General features: G+C 58.3%; 20 protein-coding genes and 5 pseudogenes. 9 read left to right on the top strand and 16 right to left on the bottom strand.

All coding sequences use genetic code 11. The annotated features are described in order from the left end of the window. Nucleotides 1-30: 30 nt before the first annotated feature. Nucleotides 31-600 (top strand): annotated as a pseudogene (locus tag PR017_RS28520) (GSU2403 family nucleotidyltransferase fold protein); the annotation flags it as partial. A gap of 258 nt (nucleotides 601-858) precedes the next feature. On the opposite strand, the pseudogene PR017_RS21315 reads toward PR017_RS28520, so the two are convergent. The 6 genes and pseudogenes from PR017_RS21315 to PR017_RS21285 form a co-directional block, all read right to left on the bottom strand. After that, nucleotides 859-1,047 (bottom strand): annotated as a pseudogene (locus PR017_RS21315) (IS256 family transposase); the annotation flags it as partial. Nucleotides 1,048-1,910: 863 nt separating this feature from the next. Then, complete coding sequence (locus PR017_RS21305; RefSeq protein WP_154677454.1) at nucleotides 1,911-2,111, bottom strand: hypothetical protein; 201 nt, start codon at nucleotides 2,109-2,111, stop codon at nucleotides 1,911-1,913. Beyond that, nucleotides 2,074-2,331, bottom strand: coding sequence for a zeta toxin family protein (locus PR017_RS28515; RefSeq protein WP_161959285.1), 258 nt, complete (start codon nucleotides 2,329-2,331; stop codon nucleotides 2,074-2,076). The genes PR017_RS21305 and PR017_RS28515 overlap by 38 nt, the downstream gene beginning before the upstream one ends. 455 nt (nucleotides 2,332-2,786) lie before the next feature. Further along, nucleotides 2,787-3,149, bottom strand: a pseudogene (locus PR017_RS28350) (ATP dependent DNA ligase). A 206-nt stretch (nucleotides 3,150-3,355) separates the two neighbouring features. Beyond that, nucleotides 3,356-3,715, bottom strand: a complete 360-nt coding sequence (locus tag PR017_RS21290) for an HVO_A0114 family putative DNA-binding protein (RefSeq protein WP_111217042.1) — start codon at nucleotides 3,713-3,715, stop codon at nucleotides 3,356-3,358. Further along, nucleotides 3,712-4,026, bottom strand: a complete 315-nt coding sequence (locus PR017_RS21285) for a toxin-antitoxin system TumE family protein (protein WP_425070050.1) — start codon at nucleotides 4,024-4,026, stop codon at nucleotides 3,712-3,714. The genes PR017_RS21290 and PR017_RS21285 overlap by 4 nt, the downstream gene beginning before the upstream one ends. 59 nt (nucleotides 4,027-4,085) lie before the next feature. Here PR017_RS21285 and PR017_RS28510 point away from each other — a divergent pair, with 59 nt between their 5' ends. From PR017_RS28510 to PR017_RS21275, 3 genes are read left to right on the top strand one after another with little or no spacing between them, the layout of a single operon-like run. Further along, entirely contained in the window at nucleotides 4,086-4,331 is a 246-nt protein-coding gene (locus PR017_RS28510; protein ID WP_240538861.1) for a hypothetical protein, read from the top strand. Next, nucleotides 4,309-4,500, top strand: a complete 192-nt coding sequence (locus tag PR017_RS28505) for a hypothetical protein (protein ID WP_425070042.1) — start codon at nucleotides 4,309-4,311, stop codon at nucleotides 4,498-4,500. Before PR017_RS28510 ends, PR017_RS28505 begins: the two co-directional genes overlap by 23 nt. Next, a complete protein-coding gene (locus PR017_RS21275; RefSeq protein ID WP_162604193.1) occupies nucleotides 4,433-4,642 on the top strand; it encodes a hypothetical protein in 210 nt (69 codons plus the stop codon). The genes PR017_RS28505 and PR017_RS21275 overlap by 68 nt, the downstream gene beginning before the upstream one ends. A 139-nt stretch (nucleotides 4,643-4,781) precedes the next feature. On the opposite strand, the pseudogene PR017_RS21270 reads toward PR017_RS21275, so the two are convergent. Both PR017_RS21270 and PR017_RS21265 read right to left on the bottom strand, forming a co-directional pair. Continuing rightward, a pseudogene (locus PR017_RS21270) lies at nucleotides 4,782-5,615 on the bottom strand (glycoside hydrolase family 5 protein). A 360-nt stretch (nucleotides 5,616-5,975) separates the two neighbouring features. Then, nucleotides 5,976-6,464 (bottom strand): nuclear transport factor 2 family protein, encoded by a 489-nt coding sequence (locus tag PR017_RS21265; protein ID WP_111217047.1) that lies wholly within the window; start codon nucleotides 6,462-6,464, stop codon nucleotides 5,976-5,978. 418 nt (nucleotides 6,465-6,882) lie between these two features. Between PR017_RS21265 and PR017_RS21260 the strand changes: the two are divergent. Then, a pseudogene (locus PR017_RS21260) lies at nucleotides 6,883-7,140 on the top strand (transposase domain-containing protein); the annotation flags it as partial. Here PR017_RS21260 and PR017_RS21255 read toward each other — a convergent pair. Both PR017_RS21255 and PR017_RS21250 read right to left on the bottom strand, forming a co-directional pair. Next, nucleotides 7,110-7,340, bottom strand: a complete 231-nt coding sequence (locus PR017_RS21255) for a DUF6429 family protein (protein WP_111217144.1) — start codon at nucleotides 7,338-7,340, stop codon at nucleotides 7,110-7,112. The pseudogene PR017_RS21260 and the gene PR017_RS21255 overlap by 31 nt on opposite strands. Nucleotides 7,341-7,541: 201 nt before the next feature. Continuing rightward, complete coding sequence (locus PR017_RS21250) at nucleotides 7,542-9,173, bottom strand: FAD-dependent oxidoreductase (protein WP_111217146.1); 1,632 nt, start codon at nucleotides 9,171-9,173, stop codon at nucleotides 7,542-7,544. Nucleotides 9,174-9,763: 590 nt separating this feature from the next. On the opposite strand from PR017_RS21250, the gene PR017_RS21245 reads away from it, so the two are divergent. The 3 genes from PR017_RS21245 (at nucleotide 9,764) to PR017_RS21235 (ending at nucleotide 12,145) form a co-directional block, all read left to right on the top strand. Next, nucleotides 9,764-9,994, top strand: a complete 231-nt coding sequence (locus PR017_RS21245) for a helix-turn-helix transcriptional regulator (protein WP_111217051.1) — start codon at nucleotides 9,764-9,766, stop codon at nucleotides 9,992-9,994. Continuing rightward, nucleotides 9,991-11,253, top strand: a complete 1,263-nt coding sequence (locus PR017_RS21240) for a type II toxin-antitoxin system HipA family toxin (protein WP_111217053.1) — start codon at nucleotides 9,991-9,993, stop codon at nucleotides 11,251-11,253. Before PR017_RS21245 ends, PR017_RS21240 begins: the two co-directional genes overlap by 4 nt. A 613-nt stretch (nucleotides 11,254-11,866) precedes the next feature. Continuing rightward, nucleotides 11,867-12,145 carry a helix-turn-helix transcriptional regulator gene (locus tag PR017_RS21235; RefSeq protein WP_111217055.1) on the top strand — a complete coding sequence of 93 codons (279 nt, stop codon included), beginning with the start codon at nucleotides 11,867-11,869 and terminating at the stop codon, nucleotides 12,143-12,145. A 396-nt stretch (nucleotides 12,146-12,541) separates the two neighbouring features. Here the strand turns inward: PR017_RS21235 and PR017_RS21230 are convergent, their stop codons facing one another. Together PR017_RS21230 and PR017_RS21225 are read right to left on the bottom strand one after the other, a co-directional pair. Continuing rightward, nucleotides 12,542-13,351 carry a mechanosensitive ion channel family protein gene (locus tag PR017_RS21230; protein ID WP_111217057.1) on the bottom strand — a complete coding sequence of 270 codons (810 nt, stop codon included), beginning with the start codon at nucleotides 13,349-13,351 and terminating at the stop codon, nucleotides 12,542-12,544. A gap of 230 nt (nucleotides 13,352-13,581) precedes the next feature. Further along, entirely contained in the window at nucleotides 13,582-14,352 is a 771-nt protein-coding gene (locus PR017_RS21225; RefSeq protein WP_111217059.1) for an SDR family NAD(P)-dependent oxidoreductase, read from the bottom strand. A 608-nt stretch (nucleotides 14,353-14,960) separates the two neighbouring features. Between PR017_RS21225 and PR017_RS21220 the strand changes: the two genes are divergently transcribed. Beyond that, nucleotides 14,961-15,389, top strand: a complete 429-nt coding sequence (locus PR017_RS21220; protein ID WP_111217061.1) for a Ros/MucR family transcriptional regulator — start codon at nucleotides 14,961-14,963, stop codon at nucleotides 15,387-15,389. Between the two features lie 656 nt (nucleotides 15,390-16,045). Here PR017_RS21220 and PR017_RS21215 read toward each other — a convergent pair. The 4 genes from PR017_RS21215 to PR017_RS21200 all read right to left on the bottom strand — a co-directional run bounded on the left by PR017_RS21215 (nucleotide 16,046) and on the right by PR017_RS21200 (nucleotide 18,102). Further along, nucleotides 16,046-16,369, bottom strand: a complete 324-nt coding sequence (locus PR017_RS21215) for a hypothetical protein (protein ID WP_111217064.1) — start codon at nucleotides 16,367-16,369, stop codon at nucleotides 16,046-16,048. Nucleotides 16,370-16,816: 447 nt separating this feature from the next. Then, complete coding sequence (locus PR017_RS21210; RefSeq protein ID WP_111217066.1) at nucleotides 16,817-17,380, bottom strand: DUF6904 family protein; 564 nt, start codon at nucleotides 17,378-17,380, stop codon at nucleotides 16,817-16,819. Nucleotides 17,381-17,416: 36 nt separating this feature from the next. Then, nucleotides 17,417-17,839 carry a type II toxin-antitoxin system VapC family toxin gene (locus PR017_RS21205; RefSeq protein WP_111217068.1) on the bottom strand — a complete coding sequence of 141 codons (423 nt, stop codon included), beginning with the start codon at nucleotides 17,837-17,839 and terminating at the stop codon, nucleotides 17,417-17,419. Beyond that, nucleotides 17,836-18,102, bottom strand: a complete 267-nt coding sequence (locus PR017_RS21200; protein ID WP_111217148.1) for a type II toxin-antitoxin system Phd/YefM family antitoxin — start codon at nucleotides 18,100-18,102, stop codon at nucleotides 17,836-17,838. Before PR017_RS21200 ends, PR017_RS21205 begins: the two co-directional genes overlap by 4 nt. Nucleotides 18,103-18,328: the final 226 nt, after the last annotated feature.

The following is an 18,328-nucleotide window of genomic DNA, read 5'->3' as shown; positions in this document are numbered from 1 at the left end:
GAAAAGTAATAACTCGACTAGGAGTCAACGATGAAGCGCATTGATCCCATGTACTCGACGATGCTTGCCGAACTCGGCCAGCGGACATTCGACGCTCAATTCGAGGCCGACTTTCCCCTGCGGGGGAACTTCGTCACGGTCCCCGTCAAAGGCAAGGACTACTGGTATTTCGATCTACCACAAGACGGCGGCAGCAAGAAGCGGTCCTATGTCGGTCCGAAGTCTGATGAAGAAATAACGAAGCGGATCGAGACATTTGGACAGGTGAAATCCAGCCTGAAGCAAAATCGTCGGCTCGTGAATAGCTCCTGCGGGAGGGCGGTTTGAACGCGCCCGAGCCGTTTCAAGGCAAAATCATCGAAACGCTCGCAAGGGCTGGCCTATTCCGTCTGCGGGGGTATCCTCGTCGGGTCGGCCGCTTTCGGATGCTATAGCGGCGTCCTCGGTATCCGTCTCCCGACTGCCGTCCTCATGACAGGGGATGCCGACATAGCGCAGGATTTCGCCATCTCCGCGGAGATCATGGATAGCCTGCCGCCTATGCTCGACCTCCTGCAGGATGTCGATCCGACATTCCGCGCCGTCCCCCATCATGGCGACAGGGTTACCCGTAACATTGCCTGCGAGATCGCGCATGGCAAGCATGATGCCGCCACGGTTCGAATACTCCTTCTTGTCATCGTAAGGCGTCATGCCCTCCGAACGGAACGCATTGCTGAAATGGACCTGCGTCTCACGGCTAAGGCCTCGGACATCGCGAAGGTAGAGGCTCTCGGAACGCTTGCCGCCATCCCAAATCCTCTGGATCTGGGCAACAGTCGCGGCAACGAATGGAACGGCCAGCAGGCGTTCGAATTTGTCGCGGGCGCTTTCCTCGATGCGTTGGACAAGACGAAGGGCGGTCTTCTCGCCATAGCCCGCGCCCGTCGCAGCGCCTACTTCCAGTGCCATCAGCTTCTCGGCGGCAAAGCCAATCATCTCGCGCAGCAAATCGGCATCGGCGCTCTTCTCAACAAGCGAGCGCAGGTTCATCATATCGTCGGTCATCGGTGATGTCCTTCAGGTTGGTCATGAGCAACCCGACCCTATCGGAAAACACCGGTGGCTATAAAACCCAGCGACACCACGAGCCGGGACACGATCCATCGACGCCGTTGGAACGCCTTGCCGCGTGGGGAGGGTGTGGCGAGCATCTGTTCCTTAAAGCCACGCTCAACAAAATCGTGACTTGCTACAACACAAAGTATCCGTGACTATTAGCTTGCTGGCCCTGGAGTGTCGTTTCGCTCCAAGCGTGACCCCCCTAGCAATCCGGAGGCCAGCACCCCCGCTTTGCAGGCATTGATAAGGCCAAGGGCCGACGAATAACGCCCAACCCGGCCCACCAAGCCCCTACCTCCGTCACCACCGGATCAAACACGACTGTTTATATGCAGAGTTACGATGACCGAAAATCGCGAGACTTATGGGACGCAAGGACGCCGCAAATTCTTGGGATCGTCTACAATCGGCGCGATGATCGCACCCACTGAGGTCAGCAGCAACCTCCTATAGGCGTGTACTGGACACGGCACCGCACGATTGGGACAATCTTCAAACCCCTCTGTCTGGACGCTTTTCCACGAGATGGCCCGCTGGGCGCCGCACGGTGGGGCTTCTACGGGCGGTTTGATCGTAATCGTCGCGTTGAAGCCCCAAGCTTATTCCATTCCTTTGCAGCGTGGCAGGACGAAACGAAGGCAAGATTTCGCTCGGTCGCCCGCCTCATTCTGATGCCTAAACTCGTGGAAATACACGTCACTGGCGGCTGGGTCGTGGCGGAGCACGGCAACATAGCCGGAATCGCGAAACGCCACCACACCTCTTAAAGCTCCGGCCGTTCGGGGGCGGGGCGCCCAAACCGCTGGATTCTAGTGCAGCGACCGCGTTGATCGATTTTCTTCCACATCCTCAACGATGTCGAGGAGCCTGTCATGCAATTCTGAACCCTCGTAATGGACCTGAATGGCTTTGCTGTCTTCCATCGCTGCAACGATCAAAGGCCTTTTACGGGAATTATCGATGAGAACGGCTTCATCGACCACATGAAGGGCTCGGGGGTAGGTTTTCAAACGCCGCTTCGTAGCGTCCGATGATTACCTCCTCTGGAATGTCGTGACCGCCGTCGGCTACGCGAAACCGCACGCGCTCGACGTTCCGCGTCGCGGTATCCAGGCACACGAAGATCATGTTGACCAGGAAGCCAGCTTCTTTCGCTCGCTCGATGACCTTGATCGAATGCTCGCTGCTGAGAGTGGTTTCGAAAACGAAATCTGCCTTCGCGGCAATCAACTGGTTGATGCGCGTGATCGCTATCCGGCCAGCCTTTACCCGGTTTGCGCTTTGCCAACCCTTGAGGCAAGCTCTTCTGGATTTCGTCCGTGTTCACGAAATCGCCAGCGGGACGATACTTTTCATATAGGGAGGATTTACCGGACCCGTTGGGACCGCCAAAGTCGTGCAGATCGGCTTTGACATGGAGAGCTAACCAGCCGCTCTCTTTTTCCTGCCCCTACCGAGGTTTGTCCGCAAATGCACGCGCTTCATGTCACGAAGCTTGCGAATTTCGGTTCTAGAAGGGAGAGGGGTAGGCGTGGGAGGGAAATCAAACGTCTCTCCTTCGATGGCTGGTTGCCAGGACGGAACGGAGCCGAGGACTTCGCCGCGCTTTTCAGCGTCGGAACCGATTTCCTCGATAGCTTTCCATCGTTCTTTGAGCGCTTCCAGCAGCATTCGACACCGTTAGTTCAATCCGAGACGACCTTATCGGCTTTCGGCCTTAAACTCCATCGTCTTCGACGACACGGTAACATCCGCATTGCCCTGCTTTTCCGAAGGCCCTTGAAAGCCGAATACCTCCGTTTTTGGTCAGTGGTCCACGCACGATACTCGATTTCGGCAATAAGGGTAGGCGCGATCCACACTACTTTGCGCTTGTCGGGGTATGGAACTGGCGGCTGCTTCTTTTTCTATGGCAGCCGATCAATGGAGGTCCGCAGATCGACAGCCTGTCGCTCATCAAATCCGGTTCCCACGCTGCCCACGTAGACCAGCTCGTCGCCCCGATACGCTGCCAGTAGCAAGGAGCCAAATCCGCCGCGTGCGGACATGACAGTTCGTAGCCCACAATTGAGCTCGACCCAATCGCCGCTCCGGCCGCTGAGGTGAGCTTGCGCGAGGCGATCGTCCTTGCGGTTTTCAAGATCTGAACAAATCGGGCGTGGTCCGGTCGCCACGACGCGGCGACACCGCCCTGAACAGCAAAGCACCCCACCGGTGTTCGATGCCCAGGCGCCTGCTCAAGATGGCGGCTGGATCAGGCAGCCGCCTGCACGTCGAACTCGAAATGAATCCGGTCATAGGGAAATTCTACGCCGGCCCCCGCGCGATCGATGACGCCGGCGCTCACGAGTGTCGTCACATCCTTGTGGACGGCTTGCACATCGCGGCCGACACGGCGGGCGACCTCCCGGATCGCCAGCGGTCCTTGTCCTGCCAGCGCTTTTGCGATCGCCAGCCGCGACGGGGCAAGAACCCGGTGCATGTCATCGTAACTGGCAAAATTGATCGAGGGCGTGACAGGTTCAGCCGAGCCCTCCAGCGCCTTGCGTCCCGCGTTGACAAATCGGGCCTTGGCATCGGACATCGTGCCGAGCCTGACAATCAAAGTCCTCATGCCAGTATCCTTTCCATGTCCGCCTGAAAGGCATCGAACAGCGTTTCCAGATCTGTGAACTCTATCTTTTCCTCAAGTCCGCCGATGTGGCGATGATCGCCTTTCCCACGCTCATTGTCGTATCGAAGGACGCACTCTCCCTCCACGACAAGCGCCAGCCGGTATTTGAACGGGTCGATGCTTCCGAGGACCGGCGCTGGCAATCGCCAGAGAACGACCTCGAAAAAGGCCTTGTCATTGACGACGGTCCTTGCTTTCTCAAGCACGGCATTCAGGTCGTTATTGATTGCAATGCTTTTTGTTGTTGTCAAGAACAACAGTTTGCGGCGGGGTTCGATTCCACGGCGCGCGCTTTCGGGGTGACGGAAACATGAAGCGAATGGTGGTGACAGCTGCGATTTTCGCTTCTTTTGCGCCATCATCGCTTTCTGCGATCCAAAATCAGCATCTGGGCCGCTTCGATCTCGTCGATCCGGCCAATCGGTTAGGTATGCTGGCATATCCGTTGCATCTTGCCGGCCAAGGGGCTGCGTCAACCAAGCGACTGACCTTGCTGGCTCACGCTGCCTTCGAGTCAGGCATTGTTCCCGCCTATGTGGGTTTCGATGCGACTTGACAGTCTACATGTCGCTCATCTCCTTCCGATCATGAGGCTACGGCGGCTTCAGCTGGCCGGCCACAATTCGATCATCCTCACAGGTGGCGGAACCACGCGTAATGGCGACCCGATTTCACAACCAATTCGGCCACTGGCAGGCGAAAAGCAATTTCGACGCCGAATTTGAAGGCCTGATGGAAGGCGCGTCCGGCGAGGGAAGGCCGATAGCCCGGTTGGAAACCCTGATAGTTGCGATCCGTGCCGACGCATCCGCAACAGCGTTTTCGCTCACCGACACAATGCCATATCACCAAGGGACAGGCTTTTGACGATGGCTCAAGCAGCGGCCTCGCTGCTGACACTGGCGCTCGGTGTGGCCCGAGCGGTCAATATCCTGGCCTGATTACGAACTGGCGCTGCCGCCGCTGTGGCGATCCGTTCCGGCCGAACGGCGATGACAGCGACTTGTCATGGGCGTATCGTCGTCTTTGGTATGAGAGCGTCATAGATTGGCTCTATCCAGTGCCGATCGGCGATATCGTAGGCGCTGAAACTGCTCTCGAACTGCCAATACGACCATGCGAAGTGCTCGCGTTCCGCTGTCCGAGCAACAGCCGAGGTCCAGGCAACCCTGGCCGCCATATCGGCCTTGTCGTAGCTGCCGAATTCGCCAAGGAGGATGGGACGATCATGGGCTTTCGACCAGGCAGCGATGGTCGAAAAATTCCGCACTATCGTCTGGTGATCGGCGTCGGTACCCCATGGCACACCGATCAGCCGCTCAAGGCTCGGAACGGTCCATGTCGCGCCCTGGTGCGTGAAGGGGAAAGGGTCTTAGTAGTGGACGGTCACGATGATGTTTCGATCGGTGGTCGGCAGGAACAGCGCGTCCAGCGAATGGAAATTGTTTGAATTGGCCGGTCCAATCACCACGCCGCGCGTCGGGTTCGTCTGCCGGATGAGTGCGAGCGTCTCCGAAAGCAGTCCGTTCCAGAGGTCCGGTGTCATCGCCCTGTTGGGCTCGCTCAGAATCTCGAAGAGGACGGACGCCGGAGCATTCCGGTAGCGAGGCGCTATCTGCCGCCAAAACGCAAGCAGCTTGGTGCGACATTCGTCGGCATCTCTGCCGCAGAATTGGAAATCATGCTCATCCAGAATGATCAGCAGGCCAGCCTCGGTCGCCTGCTCGATAACGGAGTCGAGCGTCTCGAGCCATTTCGGATCGAGTTTGTCCGCAGCATCCATGTGTGAGAAGGCTTGGAGGTTGACCCGGATGTGCTGGAAGCCGCTAGCGTGGAGCATCTGGTCGTCGCCTGGCTGGAAATGCGCCTTGCTCGGGTCTTTCCAGATGGGGTCGTAGCCAAGGACATTGATGCCTCGCCCCAGCTGCTGGACCAGTTGTTCGGCTTGTCCGGCCTGACCGGCGGCCATGTTGCCTGCGGATGTGGCAAGCAGAACCAAAGCGAGAAAAATCCGCACGTGCTTTTCCTTACGATCGGCACCCCATTTCGATGGCAGACCCCGGATTCTGAGGCCGGTCGCTATGGCCGGGCCACGCGATCTCACGTCGGCGTTTTAATTCATAAACGATATCGGGACATCTCGACCAGATCAGGGCGGGCCCCCTCAGTGTCTCGCTCGAAATCAGACGGGCGGCGTGCCTCAGTTGGGTTTCGTTGCCGGATCCCAATGCTCATCGGCCTTGCCGTCCACGAACCGCCAGCTGTCGAACCAGGTCGTGGTGTAAGACTTCGAAGGGTCCTTTGCATCCTTCACCTCCCTGGGATAGCTGACGGTGACGATATCGCCTTCGGCGACGACCGAGACGATCTTCGTTTGCATCTGGTCGGGAATGGCAGACGGCTGCTTGTTGAGGACTTTGGTGAAGTAGTCGATGACGCCCTGGCGGCCGGAGACGGCGTTCGGATTGTGCTGGAGGTAGCGCGCGGTCAGGTATTTGTCCGCCAACTCCCAATGATTGGCCTCGAGCAGCACCTTCACAATGTTGTAGGCAGCCTGTTTGTTGGTGTTCAATTTCGGGTCGCTGCTTGTAAACAGCGCGTCCGGATGAACGGCACCAACGACGGCCTCCTGTGCTGATGCTGTGTGTGCCAGGCCCATGATGGCAGCGGCAATGAGAAAGCGCTTCATTTCAAACTCCGGTCAGTTATCAACGTCACGGCACATTATAGGTGGCCGGATCGCTCGCAAAGTAGGCATGTTGACGACCCATAGGAAGCAGACAGTAACCGAGCCTGGAATCTCACCATTCGAACCGGTCCGGTGCAACGCTGTTGGGAGATGTCACTCGTCTACGACCCACCTGCTCAGTCCAAGCGCTCTCGACATAAGCGTCCAACGATCTTCTGGGCTACGGCGACCCGGTCCGTGCGCCATTCCACGTCCTCGGTCGTCAACTGGTAGCGGGGGGGAGGAGTGCGCCTCGACGCAGGTGCAAGACAGCCGCTCGAAACGGCGTCGCCCCACGCAAGGCTCCGGTGCCATTCGGCGATCATCCTTCTACGTGTCCTGACGATGGCCGTATCGCTCAGGGAACGCCGCTGCTTAGCGCGCGCTGCGCGGTGTCGCATCGAGACTAAAGGCATGGCTCGCCGCTTCTGATTGCGCCGGTCAGCGGGCAGGTCTCATGTCCAGATTGACTGCCAGGGCGACGATGAACCCTGTCGATCCGCAGCCCTGGCGTTCAGATGAGCTTGCTCGCCTCGCCGACCATCCCACCAGCCGGATCGACGAGCTCATACCCTGGCGCTGGAAGGGGGAAGGGGGAAGGATCCGCTATCGCGGAGGCGGCGTAAACAGCGTTTGAAACAGCTCCTTTGAGCGCTCCACGCCCTCATCCGTCAAGATCACTGACTTCGCCTTGTTGACCGGGTCCCCGATCATCCCTTTCTTGAACAGCCGATCCATCGTGCCCCAGTCAAAACCCTTCCAGGCACGACCCTCATGGAGCGTCAGCCACAGCAGCGCCAAGACCGCGTCGTCAATTTTATCTTCGTCTATATCCATCGCGGATTGATAGGCAAAGCCGGCTTGCTTGAAACCCGTCTGGCTATAGCCGATGCCGCCTGTTGCATACGCTGGGGGGTCCAGTGTGGGGAGACGCCAGGACAACAGGATGCCGACCCACCGATCTGAGGCATCCATGACGCCGTCTGTCCTCGCACCGGCGCCGACGATGACGGCCATCAGAGGAACGATCGAGGCTTCTTACATCATCGCGGCCAGGGCGGCGTGTATCTGGGCAACGACAGCCGCGCCTTCTCCCACGGCGGCGGCAACCCGTTTGGTGGATCCGGCTCTCACGTCTCCTATTGCAAAGACGTTGGGCAGGCTCGTCTCCAGCGGGAATGCCGGCCGCCCGCCGGCGGCATCAGAAAACCTGCCGGTGCAGATGAAGCCGTGTTCATCTGTCTCGACGTGGTTGCGGACCCACGCCGCGTTCGGATCCGCTCCGATGAAGAGGAACATGTGCCGCATGGGTATTCGACGCTCACGAGCGGTCTGCCTGTCTTTCAGGATTGCCCCGCATAGGAGACGCTCGCTATCGGCTTCGAGCCCAACCACCTCGCACGTCGTATGGATCTCGACGTTCGGCAGGGCGGCGATCCGGTCTATGAGATAGCTTGACATGGTCTCTTCGAGCTTCCGCCTGACGATCAGGCACAGCTTCTTGACCTGTGGCGCAAGGAAGACAACCGCCTGGCCTGCGGAGTTCCCTCCGCCAATGAGCGCGATTTCCTCGCCGGCGCATAGCCGCGCTTCGATGGCGGACGCCCAGTAAGAGATGCCGGCGCCCTCAAAGCTGTCGATGCCGGCGATGTCCGGACGACGATAGCGCGCACCGGATGCAATGACGATGGTTCGGGCAGCAACGGTACGGCCGTCCGTCAATGTCAGGGCATGGAGCGCGCCCGGACCCGATTTCGGAATCAAGTCGGCCACTTGCAGCGGAAAGGCAATCTCGACGCCGAATTTGAGGGCCTGATTGAAGGCGCGCCCGGCGAGGGCGAAGCCTGAGATACCGGTCGGGAACCCCAGATAGTTCTCGATCCTTGCCGACGCGCCCGCCTGGCCACCCGCAGCCCGTTCGTCAAGGACGATGACGCTCAGGCCTTCCGATGCGGCGTAGACGGACGCAGCAAGACCCGCGGGGCCGGCGCCGACAATCGCCACGTCATAGACCATATCTTCCTTGAGATCGGGCGTGATGCCGAGACACAGGGCAGCGTCGCCATCCGTCGGGTTTTTGAGGACGGTTCCATTGGGGCAGACCATGAGCGGTAGCTCCGAGGCAAGGATGCCCAAGCGTTCGACCAATGCGCGCCCTTCCGTGTCTAAGGTGGCGTCGAGCGTGACATAGGGGAATGCCACACGCGACAGAAATCCCTCGAGCCTTGTCAGGGACGGTTGGCCGGGCGTGCCGACGAGCACGGACCCCGAGCCTCCGGCACTTATCAGCGCCACGCGGCGCAGGATGAAGGCGCGCATGATCAATTCGCCGATGTCGGCCGACCCGATGACCAGCGCACGCAGATGCGGTCCATCGAAGGCAACAGCAGTGCACCCATCGGCGCCGGCCTTGCCATCCACCAATATCGGACGGCCGGAAAGCTGGCTGACCTCGCCGGACATCTGCCCGGTGCGATGCGTTGTGAACTGCGCGCGCCGTGTCAGGCCGTCATGGCGAAACGTCTCGATCGCGCCGTCAAGGACGAGCCAGGCGGGCACGTTGTGGTCACCGACCGAGAAAACCTGTTCGCCGGGCGCGAACCGTGTTGGCTCGCCTAAGGAGAAACGCTTCGCCGTCTCCATCTGAAGAGGCGTGAGGACAGGAAGCATCTGGAATTCACGGGAGCTGAAATCGGTCGTCACGCGCCTCTCCTCAAGGTTTTGAGCGGGTCACGATCGACCCTAGGTAGACATTGGAGGGCCTGCCGAATTCCAAGAGGTTCAGCAGCTTAACCGCCGTGTGGGACGAAGACCCCATTTTATAAACTCGATGGCGTAGTAAAAGTCGGCGTTCCACCTTTTTGCGCCTTTCCGCCTCTACTTTCCCGGGCGTCTCGTGTCCAGGGAATGGCGCATGGAGGCGGAAAAACGAAGCGAGCGAGGACACAGAGCGTCTTGATTGGTTTTAGGGTGAAATGTAGCGTAGGGCCATTCCAAATTCCATTCCAACTGAAGAACGGGAATTGCGAAAGTTTCATCCGGGCGTCGCGCATCGATGATGTGAAACTCGATGATTCACCCATTCAGGGTCTCCCCTTGCTTCGACTAGGCTGGCGGCTGACTATGTTTATAAATCGAAATATTCCCGATCGGGAATTTCTGGTGGACGGTTATGCCAAATTTGAAAGGAATTTCCCGATCGGGAATATGCTGTAGACAAAAGGCCGATTTCCTTGCTATTTTCCCGATCGGGAAATAAAATGGCAAAACAAGTTAGCAGTCCAGCCGAGATCGGCGCCCTGGTCCGCAGCACACGCAAGGCGCAAAACTTGCGGCAGGACGAGCTTGCTGGCGTTTCTGGCGTCGGCCTGCGGTTTATCGTCGATCTCGAAGCCGGCAAACCGACAGCACAGATCGGAAAGGTCTTGCAGGTTTTACAAACGCTCGGTTGTTCGATTGATATTCTAGCCCCAGGTGAACGTAGAAAATGACGGTAAGGGTCCTTAACGTCTGGTGGAATGGTCGCATTGTCGGACAGTTCACCCAAGATCAGCACGGCGACATTGGCTTCGCCTACGCCGAAGCTTGGCTTGAGGACGAAAAGGCACTTCCGCTTTCTGTCTCCCTACCGAAGCGTCCAGAGCGTTTCTCTCGCCGTGAATGCCGCCCATTTTTCGGCGGCCTACTGCCAGAGGAAAGCCAGCGTCTGGTTGCGGCGCAGGCGTTGGGTGTTTCACCTGCCAACGACTTCGCCCTTCTTGATCGCTTGGGCGGCGACGTCGCCGGCGCGCTTCAACTTTTGCCCGAAGACCAGGAACCGATTGGAGGGGGCCTGATTGCCGATCGGCAATCAGCAGCTCTCGATGAGGCCGGAATCGTCCGGATACTGGACGCACTTCCGACGAGGCCGCTCTTGGCCGGCCAGGAAGGCTTGAGGCTATCGCTCGCGGGCGCCCAATCAAAAGCTCCAGTTGTTCTCATCGATGGCCAAGTCGCACTTCCCTTACCAGGCCAGGCGACGACGCACATCTTGAAGCCACCGATTGCGCGCTTTCCAGGGACGACCGAGAATGAAGCCTTTGCGATGAGGCTTGCTGCCGCAATCGGGCTCGACGTTGCTCCCGTCGACCCGAGGTCCGCGAATGGTCGCCCTTTCCTTTTGGTCAACAGATACGATCGCCACCACGATGGCGACGGTGTGGTTCTCCGCATCCATCAAGAAGACTTCTGCCAAGCGCTGGGTGTGCCACCTGAAACAAAGTATGCAAGCGAGGGGGGGCCGACCTTCAAGGATTGCTTCGAGCTGTTGCGTTGGGTCTCTGCGCGGCCGGGCACGGACATCGCTAAGCTTTTGGACGCTGCGATTTTCAATCTCGTCATCGGAAATGCGGATGCTCACGGTAAGAATTTCTCGATCCTCTATGACCATTCTGGACCTAGGATGGCTCCGCTGTACGACCTGCTTTCCACCGTGGCCTATCCAGATTGTTCCCCGAAATTGGCTATGCGGATCGGCAAACGCGCGACGCTTGCTGACATGGACGCTGATGGCTGGCAGGCTTTCTCGAAGGAGACAGGTGTCAGCTTACCTTTAGTGCGCCGTCGGGTGAAAGAACTGACGGATGCCACAGGGGACGCTATCCCCCGGTTATTGGAAGATATGTCCCCACTTGCCGCAGATCCTGTGTCGTTAAATCGCGTAGCGGCTTTGATCGCAGACCGTGCCAAACTCGTGGCCCTGAGCATTTAACTTAACAGCGTCAAGCACCTCCGCCGATATAATTTAAATATTGAGGTTAAGCCCCGGCTCAAGAGGACCGCAGCGTCTATGGCGTCGGCCAGTCGATGATCAATGCCCTGACCGCCGCAGATGGTCTGTACATCCCCGACAAGGGCTTGGGAGTGCGAGTGCCCTCGGTCCTTGAAGCTGCTCGTTGGCGGTATTGCGTTTACGCGTCCGGTCGCTGGTCAATCGGGTGAGAAGAGAACGCGAGCGTGTCCATGGCTCGCGGTACCAGTGGCAGTTATTCAACCCACTTTAAGGGGTTGAATAACGTAATACGTTGCATCATCTGTACCATTGAAAGGTCAATTGAAGTACTTAACGCTGGAAACCCACTTTGATGGCCGGTGGTATTAAGCCGTGACTATGGCACTCTTGGACGGCAAACCGATGCCTGATCCTGTCGAGCAGAAAGCACTGGCAGCCAGGCTTGGCGCGTTTGCCAGACACCTGCACCTGGCTCCGGCCATGGCGAAGGATATGGGAACGCCGCCGGACATTCTGGACCATGCGATGGGGCGATGCATCGCGATCGCAGACAGCGTCCTTGCGGCGTGCGACCGATGGCAAAGGACAACTGATGGCCCGATGGAAGAAGCCGACGAAAGAGGAGGTTCTGCAAAACCGGCGAACGCTGGCGAAACGTGCTCGAGCAGGAGATCTGCGGCTGCCCGGCGCCGTGGCGGACATCCGGAAAGGGTTCGGGATGACGCAGGAGGAGTTTGCCAAGGCACTTGGGCTTTCCAGACGCCAAATTGCAGAACTGGAAGCAGGAACTGCCAATCCCACACTGGAGACATTGAAGAAGATCGGTCGGGCCTTCGGTTTCGGGGTCGGTTTTACGCCCAGAGGTGGATGACCGATAGAAGGCAATGACGTCCGGAAGCGAGGGCGTTGAGGACGACACCCATCTCGTGGGTTGATAGGCGGCCGTGTCATTTCAGGGTCGTTCGGATGCGTGCGAATGATCCAGAGCGCCACGAGCACGCGCTGTCGCTTAGATCCCCGTCCTACCTCAGGTGCTGAAGTGTATAGCTTCACCGTCGATCGCGATCCTGGTGGTGGGCGGAGACCTCAATGCCGAATGGAGCGTCAGGCCCCAACCTACGCGACGTCTCCGCGTCCTTGACCGTTGAGACGGTGAGGTGCCAATACCGTCGATAGGCGCGTCTGTACGACCTCGCCAAACAGGCTGCTTCCCCGCGCAATTCTCCAACATTTTGCATGGCCGGCACGGGCCGATGGGACGTCGTCCTTATCGAATGGCAATCCCTTCCGCCTTCAGTCCATCCTTCAATGCATCGATCATGTCGTGGCGGGTTTCCGACCACTGTGACGTCGTCGCCCAGTACTGGAGCGTCAAGACGGTCTTGTCGGCGGTAAGGTCATCCGAGAAGACGCGGGGAGGCGGGTCCGCTTTGACGCGTTTGTCTGAGGTCACGATGCCAATGATGGTCCGTTTGACCGCCGCGGCATCCACATCGTTGCCTATCGCGACCGAAAGCTCCTGGCGGCGCTCTCGTTCCCTGCTGTGGTTGGTGATCGGCGTATTCCACAGCGTCGAGTTCGGGGCCATCAGATACAGACCGTCTACCGTTTTCATCTCCGTTGCAAACAGCCCGATCTCGATGATGAAGCCTTTGACGTTGCCTGTTTCGATGTATTCACCGACCCGGAGAGGGCGCAGAACGAGAAGCATGATCCCCGCCGCGATATTCTGAAGGGTGCCCTGCAGGGCAAGGCCAATCGCCAGGCCCGCAGCGCCCAAGGCGGCAAGCAGCGAGGTCGTCTGGACGCCGAACTGACCGAGGACGGCCACGAAGACGAGCACCAGCAGTCCGTAATGGACGACGCTTTGGAAAAAGCGGGCCAGGGTCTCGTCAATGCCATGGATGCGCGACATTCCCTTGTAGACCCATCGGCTGATCACTCCCGAAAGAATCCAGCCGATCACCAATAGGACGATGGCACCGACGATGGAGAAGGAATACTGCACCGCGAGCGCAGCGAGTTGGCTGAAGGCGGTTCGTGTCGCGACGAGTATGTTGTCAGGCTGGGGATTCATGGCTGGATCTCGGTTTCCGGTCTGCACAAAACCGGCACGGCAAAGCTTGGTTCCAATCGCAGACGCCCGATAACTCTTGACTCGTGACGCTCGACGGCGAGGGACAGGCTTGCCTCAACGATCTCTAAGACTGACAGCGGGACAGAAAGACACGGTCTCAGACACAGTGATCGGGCGTACCTCTCTCCGCTCAGACCTGTCGGTGACGTCGTCGAGCCCTTGTCAATGGGCTACCCAAAGAGGCTCACACCGGTCAGGTCTTCCAACTTGGCGACCAGCTGGTCTTGAAAGGCGATGTCGGTCACCTCGGCACAAGGCTGTCGCTGCTGGCGATGATGCCAGTAGAAGCCGCTGACCTTGGCGGATGGATCGTCGCTCGCTGCCAGCCAGCTTTGGGTCTCCTGCCCGGTCGCAAGGGTGCCTGGCGCTCCGGCTCCACCCATTTTGGTTGACACCCAGCCCGGATCGACGGAATTGCTGAACACCTGCGGCCAGTGGCGGCCGATCGCTGCGGCCAGTGCGGCGATCTGCAGTTTGGTTTCCGCGTAGGCTTGGGCAGGGCTCCACGGTCTTGCCGTCCAATCGATGTCTGCAAGTGAGCCGCCACCACCCTGGTGCAGCCCGCTGCTGAGATAGACGAGACGGTCCGGGCGATCCATGAGAGCTGTCAGGATATAGGGTGCCAGCGTGTTGACGGCCAGCGTCCGCGCGTGACCTTCGGGCGTGTTGCCACGCTGGGGTTCGGCATAGACGCCAGCATTGTGGATGACTGCGTCCATGCGGCCGATCGCGTTGACCTGATCGGCAAGTTTGCAAGTCTCGACTGCGCTCGCGAGATCGCCGATCACCACAGCCAAGGCCCGCGATGCGATGCTCCCCAATGCGGAGGCCCGTTCCTTGGTCCGGGCGTGGAGGACAACCGCATGGCCCTGCTCCAGGAGCGAACTGGCGGCAGCAAGGCCGAGGCCATCAGAGGAACCGGTGATGAAGATGCGGCGCATGGGAAACTCCGATTGAGGGTCTTCAGATCAGACACGGGCAGAACCATATCACGATAAATAGCCAGAATGACGTCGCTCGACCGGATGCTCAGTCAAGGCCTCTCGAGGTGACATGCCGGTACCGCCGTAACCCTCCGTTCCTTGCGCGCCTGCGCGGCCTTTGTCCTTGCCATCAGCGGCATCTTCCCCCCTGCGACGTCGAGCCGGACGATGAAGATCCTGGAGGGCTGCTGTCGAAGAACAACGTCGGACGCTCTGGCTCACGATCCGGGGCACGCCGGATATATTCGCGACGCGACGCGAAGCTGGTATGCCAGCAGGGGGGTGACCTTTTACATGTCGCGAGCCTCATAGTTCGAGGCTATCGGCTGTGCCCGGCGAATGGCGCCCCCCCGAAAATCTAGTTAATGGCGGCCCGGTGTTAAATCAGTTTGGAGATGTCGCCAAGTATACTTTCCGTCCGAATCCGGTTAACACGTTTCTCAGGGCCGCTAAATCTAGCTCGCGCCACTATCAAAGTTGCGTTTCTACCATTTATATGAGAGAGACTAGAAATACTTGTTTCGCCGGCTGATCAGAACGGCGATATTGAAAAAGAGATCGGACGGATGGAAACTCCAGCAATCGCTCCAAGCGAAGACTTACTCGTTGAATTGACCTCGGATATCGTATCGGCCTACGTGAGCAACCATGTCGTGCCCGTGAGCGATCTGGGCTCCCTCATCGCCGACGTCCATGCGGCTTTGACATCGAGTTCCATACCTCCCGCCACTGAAGTGGTTGAAAAGCAGAAGCCAGCCATTTCCGTCCGCAAGTCTCTCCAGGATGACAAATTGACGTGCTTGGAATGTGGGCTTGCCTTCAAGTCCCTGAAGCGCCATCTGATGACCTATCACTCGCTTCAACCCGATGACTATCGCGAGAAATGGGAGCTTCCGAGCGACTATCCCATGGTCGCCCCGGCATATGCGGAGGCCCGTTCACGTTTGGCCAAGGAGAGTGGTCTTGGACAGAGGCGTCGCCAGAAGGTGGCCTGACACGATGGGGCAGGGCGCATTTTGAAATTGATACCCACGTCCTTTCCCGGTTTCGCGTGCCAGCCACGTCCATAGACAAATCTGTCTGCGCCCTCCAGGTCACGAACGGTCGAAGTCAAACCAGTCGCAAGCTTTGCAATCCGTTCGTGGCACTATGCTTCATCGGGCCATGGCGACTTGCGATGTCGCTCGCCGGCACAGAGGTGCACATCACTGGCAGGCGATTTAGACATCCTTTTTCCATGTCGAGCTGTTGGGATCGATTGCCATTTGCGGGCCAGCCCAACTACATCGTACCTTCTCTTCGTGAGGTGTTCAGTCCCGGCATCCGGCGTTTGATAGATGACTACCGGGGTCAGTTCTGATTTCAAAGTCTCGAAGATGGCATCGCCCATGGCGCTGTCGCAAGCAATTTGCCTTTTCCCGGCGTCGAGAGGATGCCTCTGCTGCTCAGCGTCGTTTGATCGTCGGTTGATCACTGTCGACTGCTTCGGTCGAAATGAGACCGGACGTCGGATAAGGTGGGACATCGGCGTGTTGATCCGCAATGATTGCCAGTCGCGGTACGGCCGATCGCTCCCGCCGACCCTGTTCGCACATAGACTGAAAAAGGAACCCGCCGCTTCTGGCATGGTGGCTCCAGACCTGCGTCAACGTCACCCTCTGATCGTCGCGAGATTGGACAGCAGCAAGAGGCCATAGATCACGGCTACAATTGTTATCTGCCATACCAGACCCGCAAACACGGAGACACACCACATCAAAAGCGCCGTGACCAAGATTGCAATGATCATCGAGAAAACAATCCCGGCGAGGCGCCGATAGAGGGGCCATATAAATACTCCCACCACGGCAATCCCCGTTGTCCGATTGCGATCAGAGCCTGGTTCACCGAGCCGACCGCTCCGCATATCATTATTGATACGGGTGACCCCCGCCAGAAAATAGGCCAGCACGACCACTGCACTCCAGAACTCCACGACCGTGCTCCTACCGTTTTGCGAATTGCGCTGTCCCGCCTGCCGATATCACAGTCAACGGCAAGGCCCCATGTCCGTCTCCCTGCCAGGGGTGTATGGCCACACTTGGTCTCAGGATTGGTGACTTCATGCTTTGTCGGGCCATGGTTCGTCCGGTGTCGCCTGCATGAGGCCATCGGATTGGTCGTGCCAATCGATGACAGGCGACTGCTCGGCCTGTTGCCAACTCAGGCTGTGGCCTTCAACTGTCAAATTCAATTGAAGCGCCACCTTAAAACTTCCGGTTCTGAGATCTCACCTCACGGTTCCACCCGCAATCGGGGGGGGGGGACCTATCCTTTCAGACCGCCGATGAAACGCCGGCGTTCTACCAGCGCGGATCGGGCCACTCTGCATGTTCCCAGCCGGCGAATTCCGCCGGAGAAATCAGGTTTTTCTCGCCGTTTTTCAGTCGCATAGGGTAAAAGCGCTCATACATCGGGTCGAACTGGACAGAAGTTGCGCAAAGCCGGCCTTCCTTTGCGTTTTCGTCCATGAGCAATAAAGACCTCCGCGACTAGCCATCATGTCGAATACTTCAGACCGAGCTGGATCGAGGCGCTGCCAAAGATCGATGATAATCCCGGCCTGCGCCCCAAAATAATAGCGCAATCCATCCTCGATGACCGCCTCCAAGGCATAAGCGATGGCTTGTGTCTTGGCCGTATGATCGAGAAACGCGAGAGATTGCCTCAGCAATCTCTGCTGCAGCATAAGTACAGGCCACAGGATCTGGACACCATAGCGCACGCCGACTTCCTCAGAGTGTTTGGGTGGTTGAATAATTTCGCGCTGCCGCTCATAAGCTTTTCGCACATCATACGCCAACCCGAGGAAGGAGCCTTCCTTGTCTTTCACAAGAGGCGAGCGATCGTTTACATCGTGAACGACTTCATGCAGCCAGGTCAGGGACGTGTAGTCCCCGATCAACAGGATGCCGGCGTAGTTCTTGAGCAAGCGGTAGGAAAGCATCCGCAGTATCCTTTCAGGACCTATGCGAAGGCCAGGTCAGACCGCCCATGGGTCAACGAGGTCTATTCCGAAGCCTTCGAAATCCTTTGTGTTGCGCGTCGCAAGCGTCAGATTGCAAGCGACGGCGGTGGCCGCGATCAGACCGTCCATGGATGCAAGTCCCCGACCGCTTTGCTTGGCGAGAGCCATGAGATCACCCCAAGCCAAGGTAACATGCCCATCCACCGGAATAATCCTGTTTTCGAAACGTTGGGGCAGATCATGCGTAAGCCACGCGTCAAGGGCGTCGCGCTTTCGCCCAATCTCCATCAGCGCAACGCCGCGACGGATTTCGGCAATCGAGACTATGCTGATGAATGTGCGATCTTCATCAAGTCCGTGAAGCCAATTCAAGACACGTTCAGTGGGGCGAAGTTTTGTAACTTCGGACAGAACATTGGTGTCGAGGAGCAGTCTCATAGGGACAAGTCGCGCGGCTCGTCTCTTAGCCGCTCGGTGTCCAGATCGGCGCCACGCAGAGGCGACGCCAATAGAAATTCCGCAAGCGATCCCCGACGCGCAGTTTTTTTCTCCCACTCCTCGGCAGAGACGACCACCACGCTCGGCTTCCCGTTGCGGGTAATGGTCTGAGGCGCCGACTGCGCGCGCTCCATCACCTCCGAAAGCCTTGCCTTCGCTCCCGCAACTGTCCAGCTCATATCATCGTGCGTTGATGCCCGCATTGTCTCGCTTATAACTATCATGACCATCGTGACTATATTTCCTAAGCGACGTCTTTGCAAGAGCGTCGCCAGACAATGCTGCGGTAGGGGCAGCAAAAGTCCCGATGCTTTTCTTCGAGTTAAGCGTAGGCGATAGCGCCGCCGCTTATATCTGCGGGTCATGTAGGAACATGGCCAAGCCGTTTCCTGGACGAAGCGTTCGTCGAACTCGGCAGTGGAGGCCAGC

It is taken from the genome of Rhizobium tumorigenes (assembly GCF_003240565.2).
GTDB lineage: Bacteria > Pseudomonadota > Alphaproteobacteria > Rhizobiales > Rhizobiaceae > Rhizobium > Rhizobium tumorigenes.
Note: the sequence above shows the minus strand (reverse complement) of the source record. Positions and strands in the feature narration are given on the sequence as shown.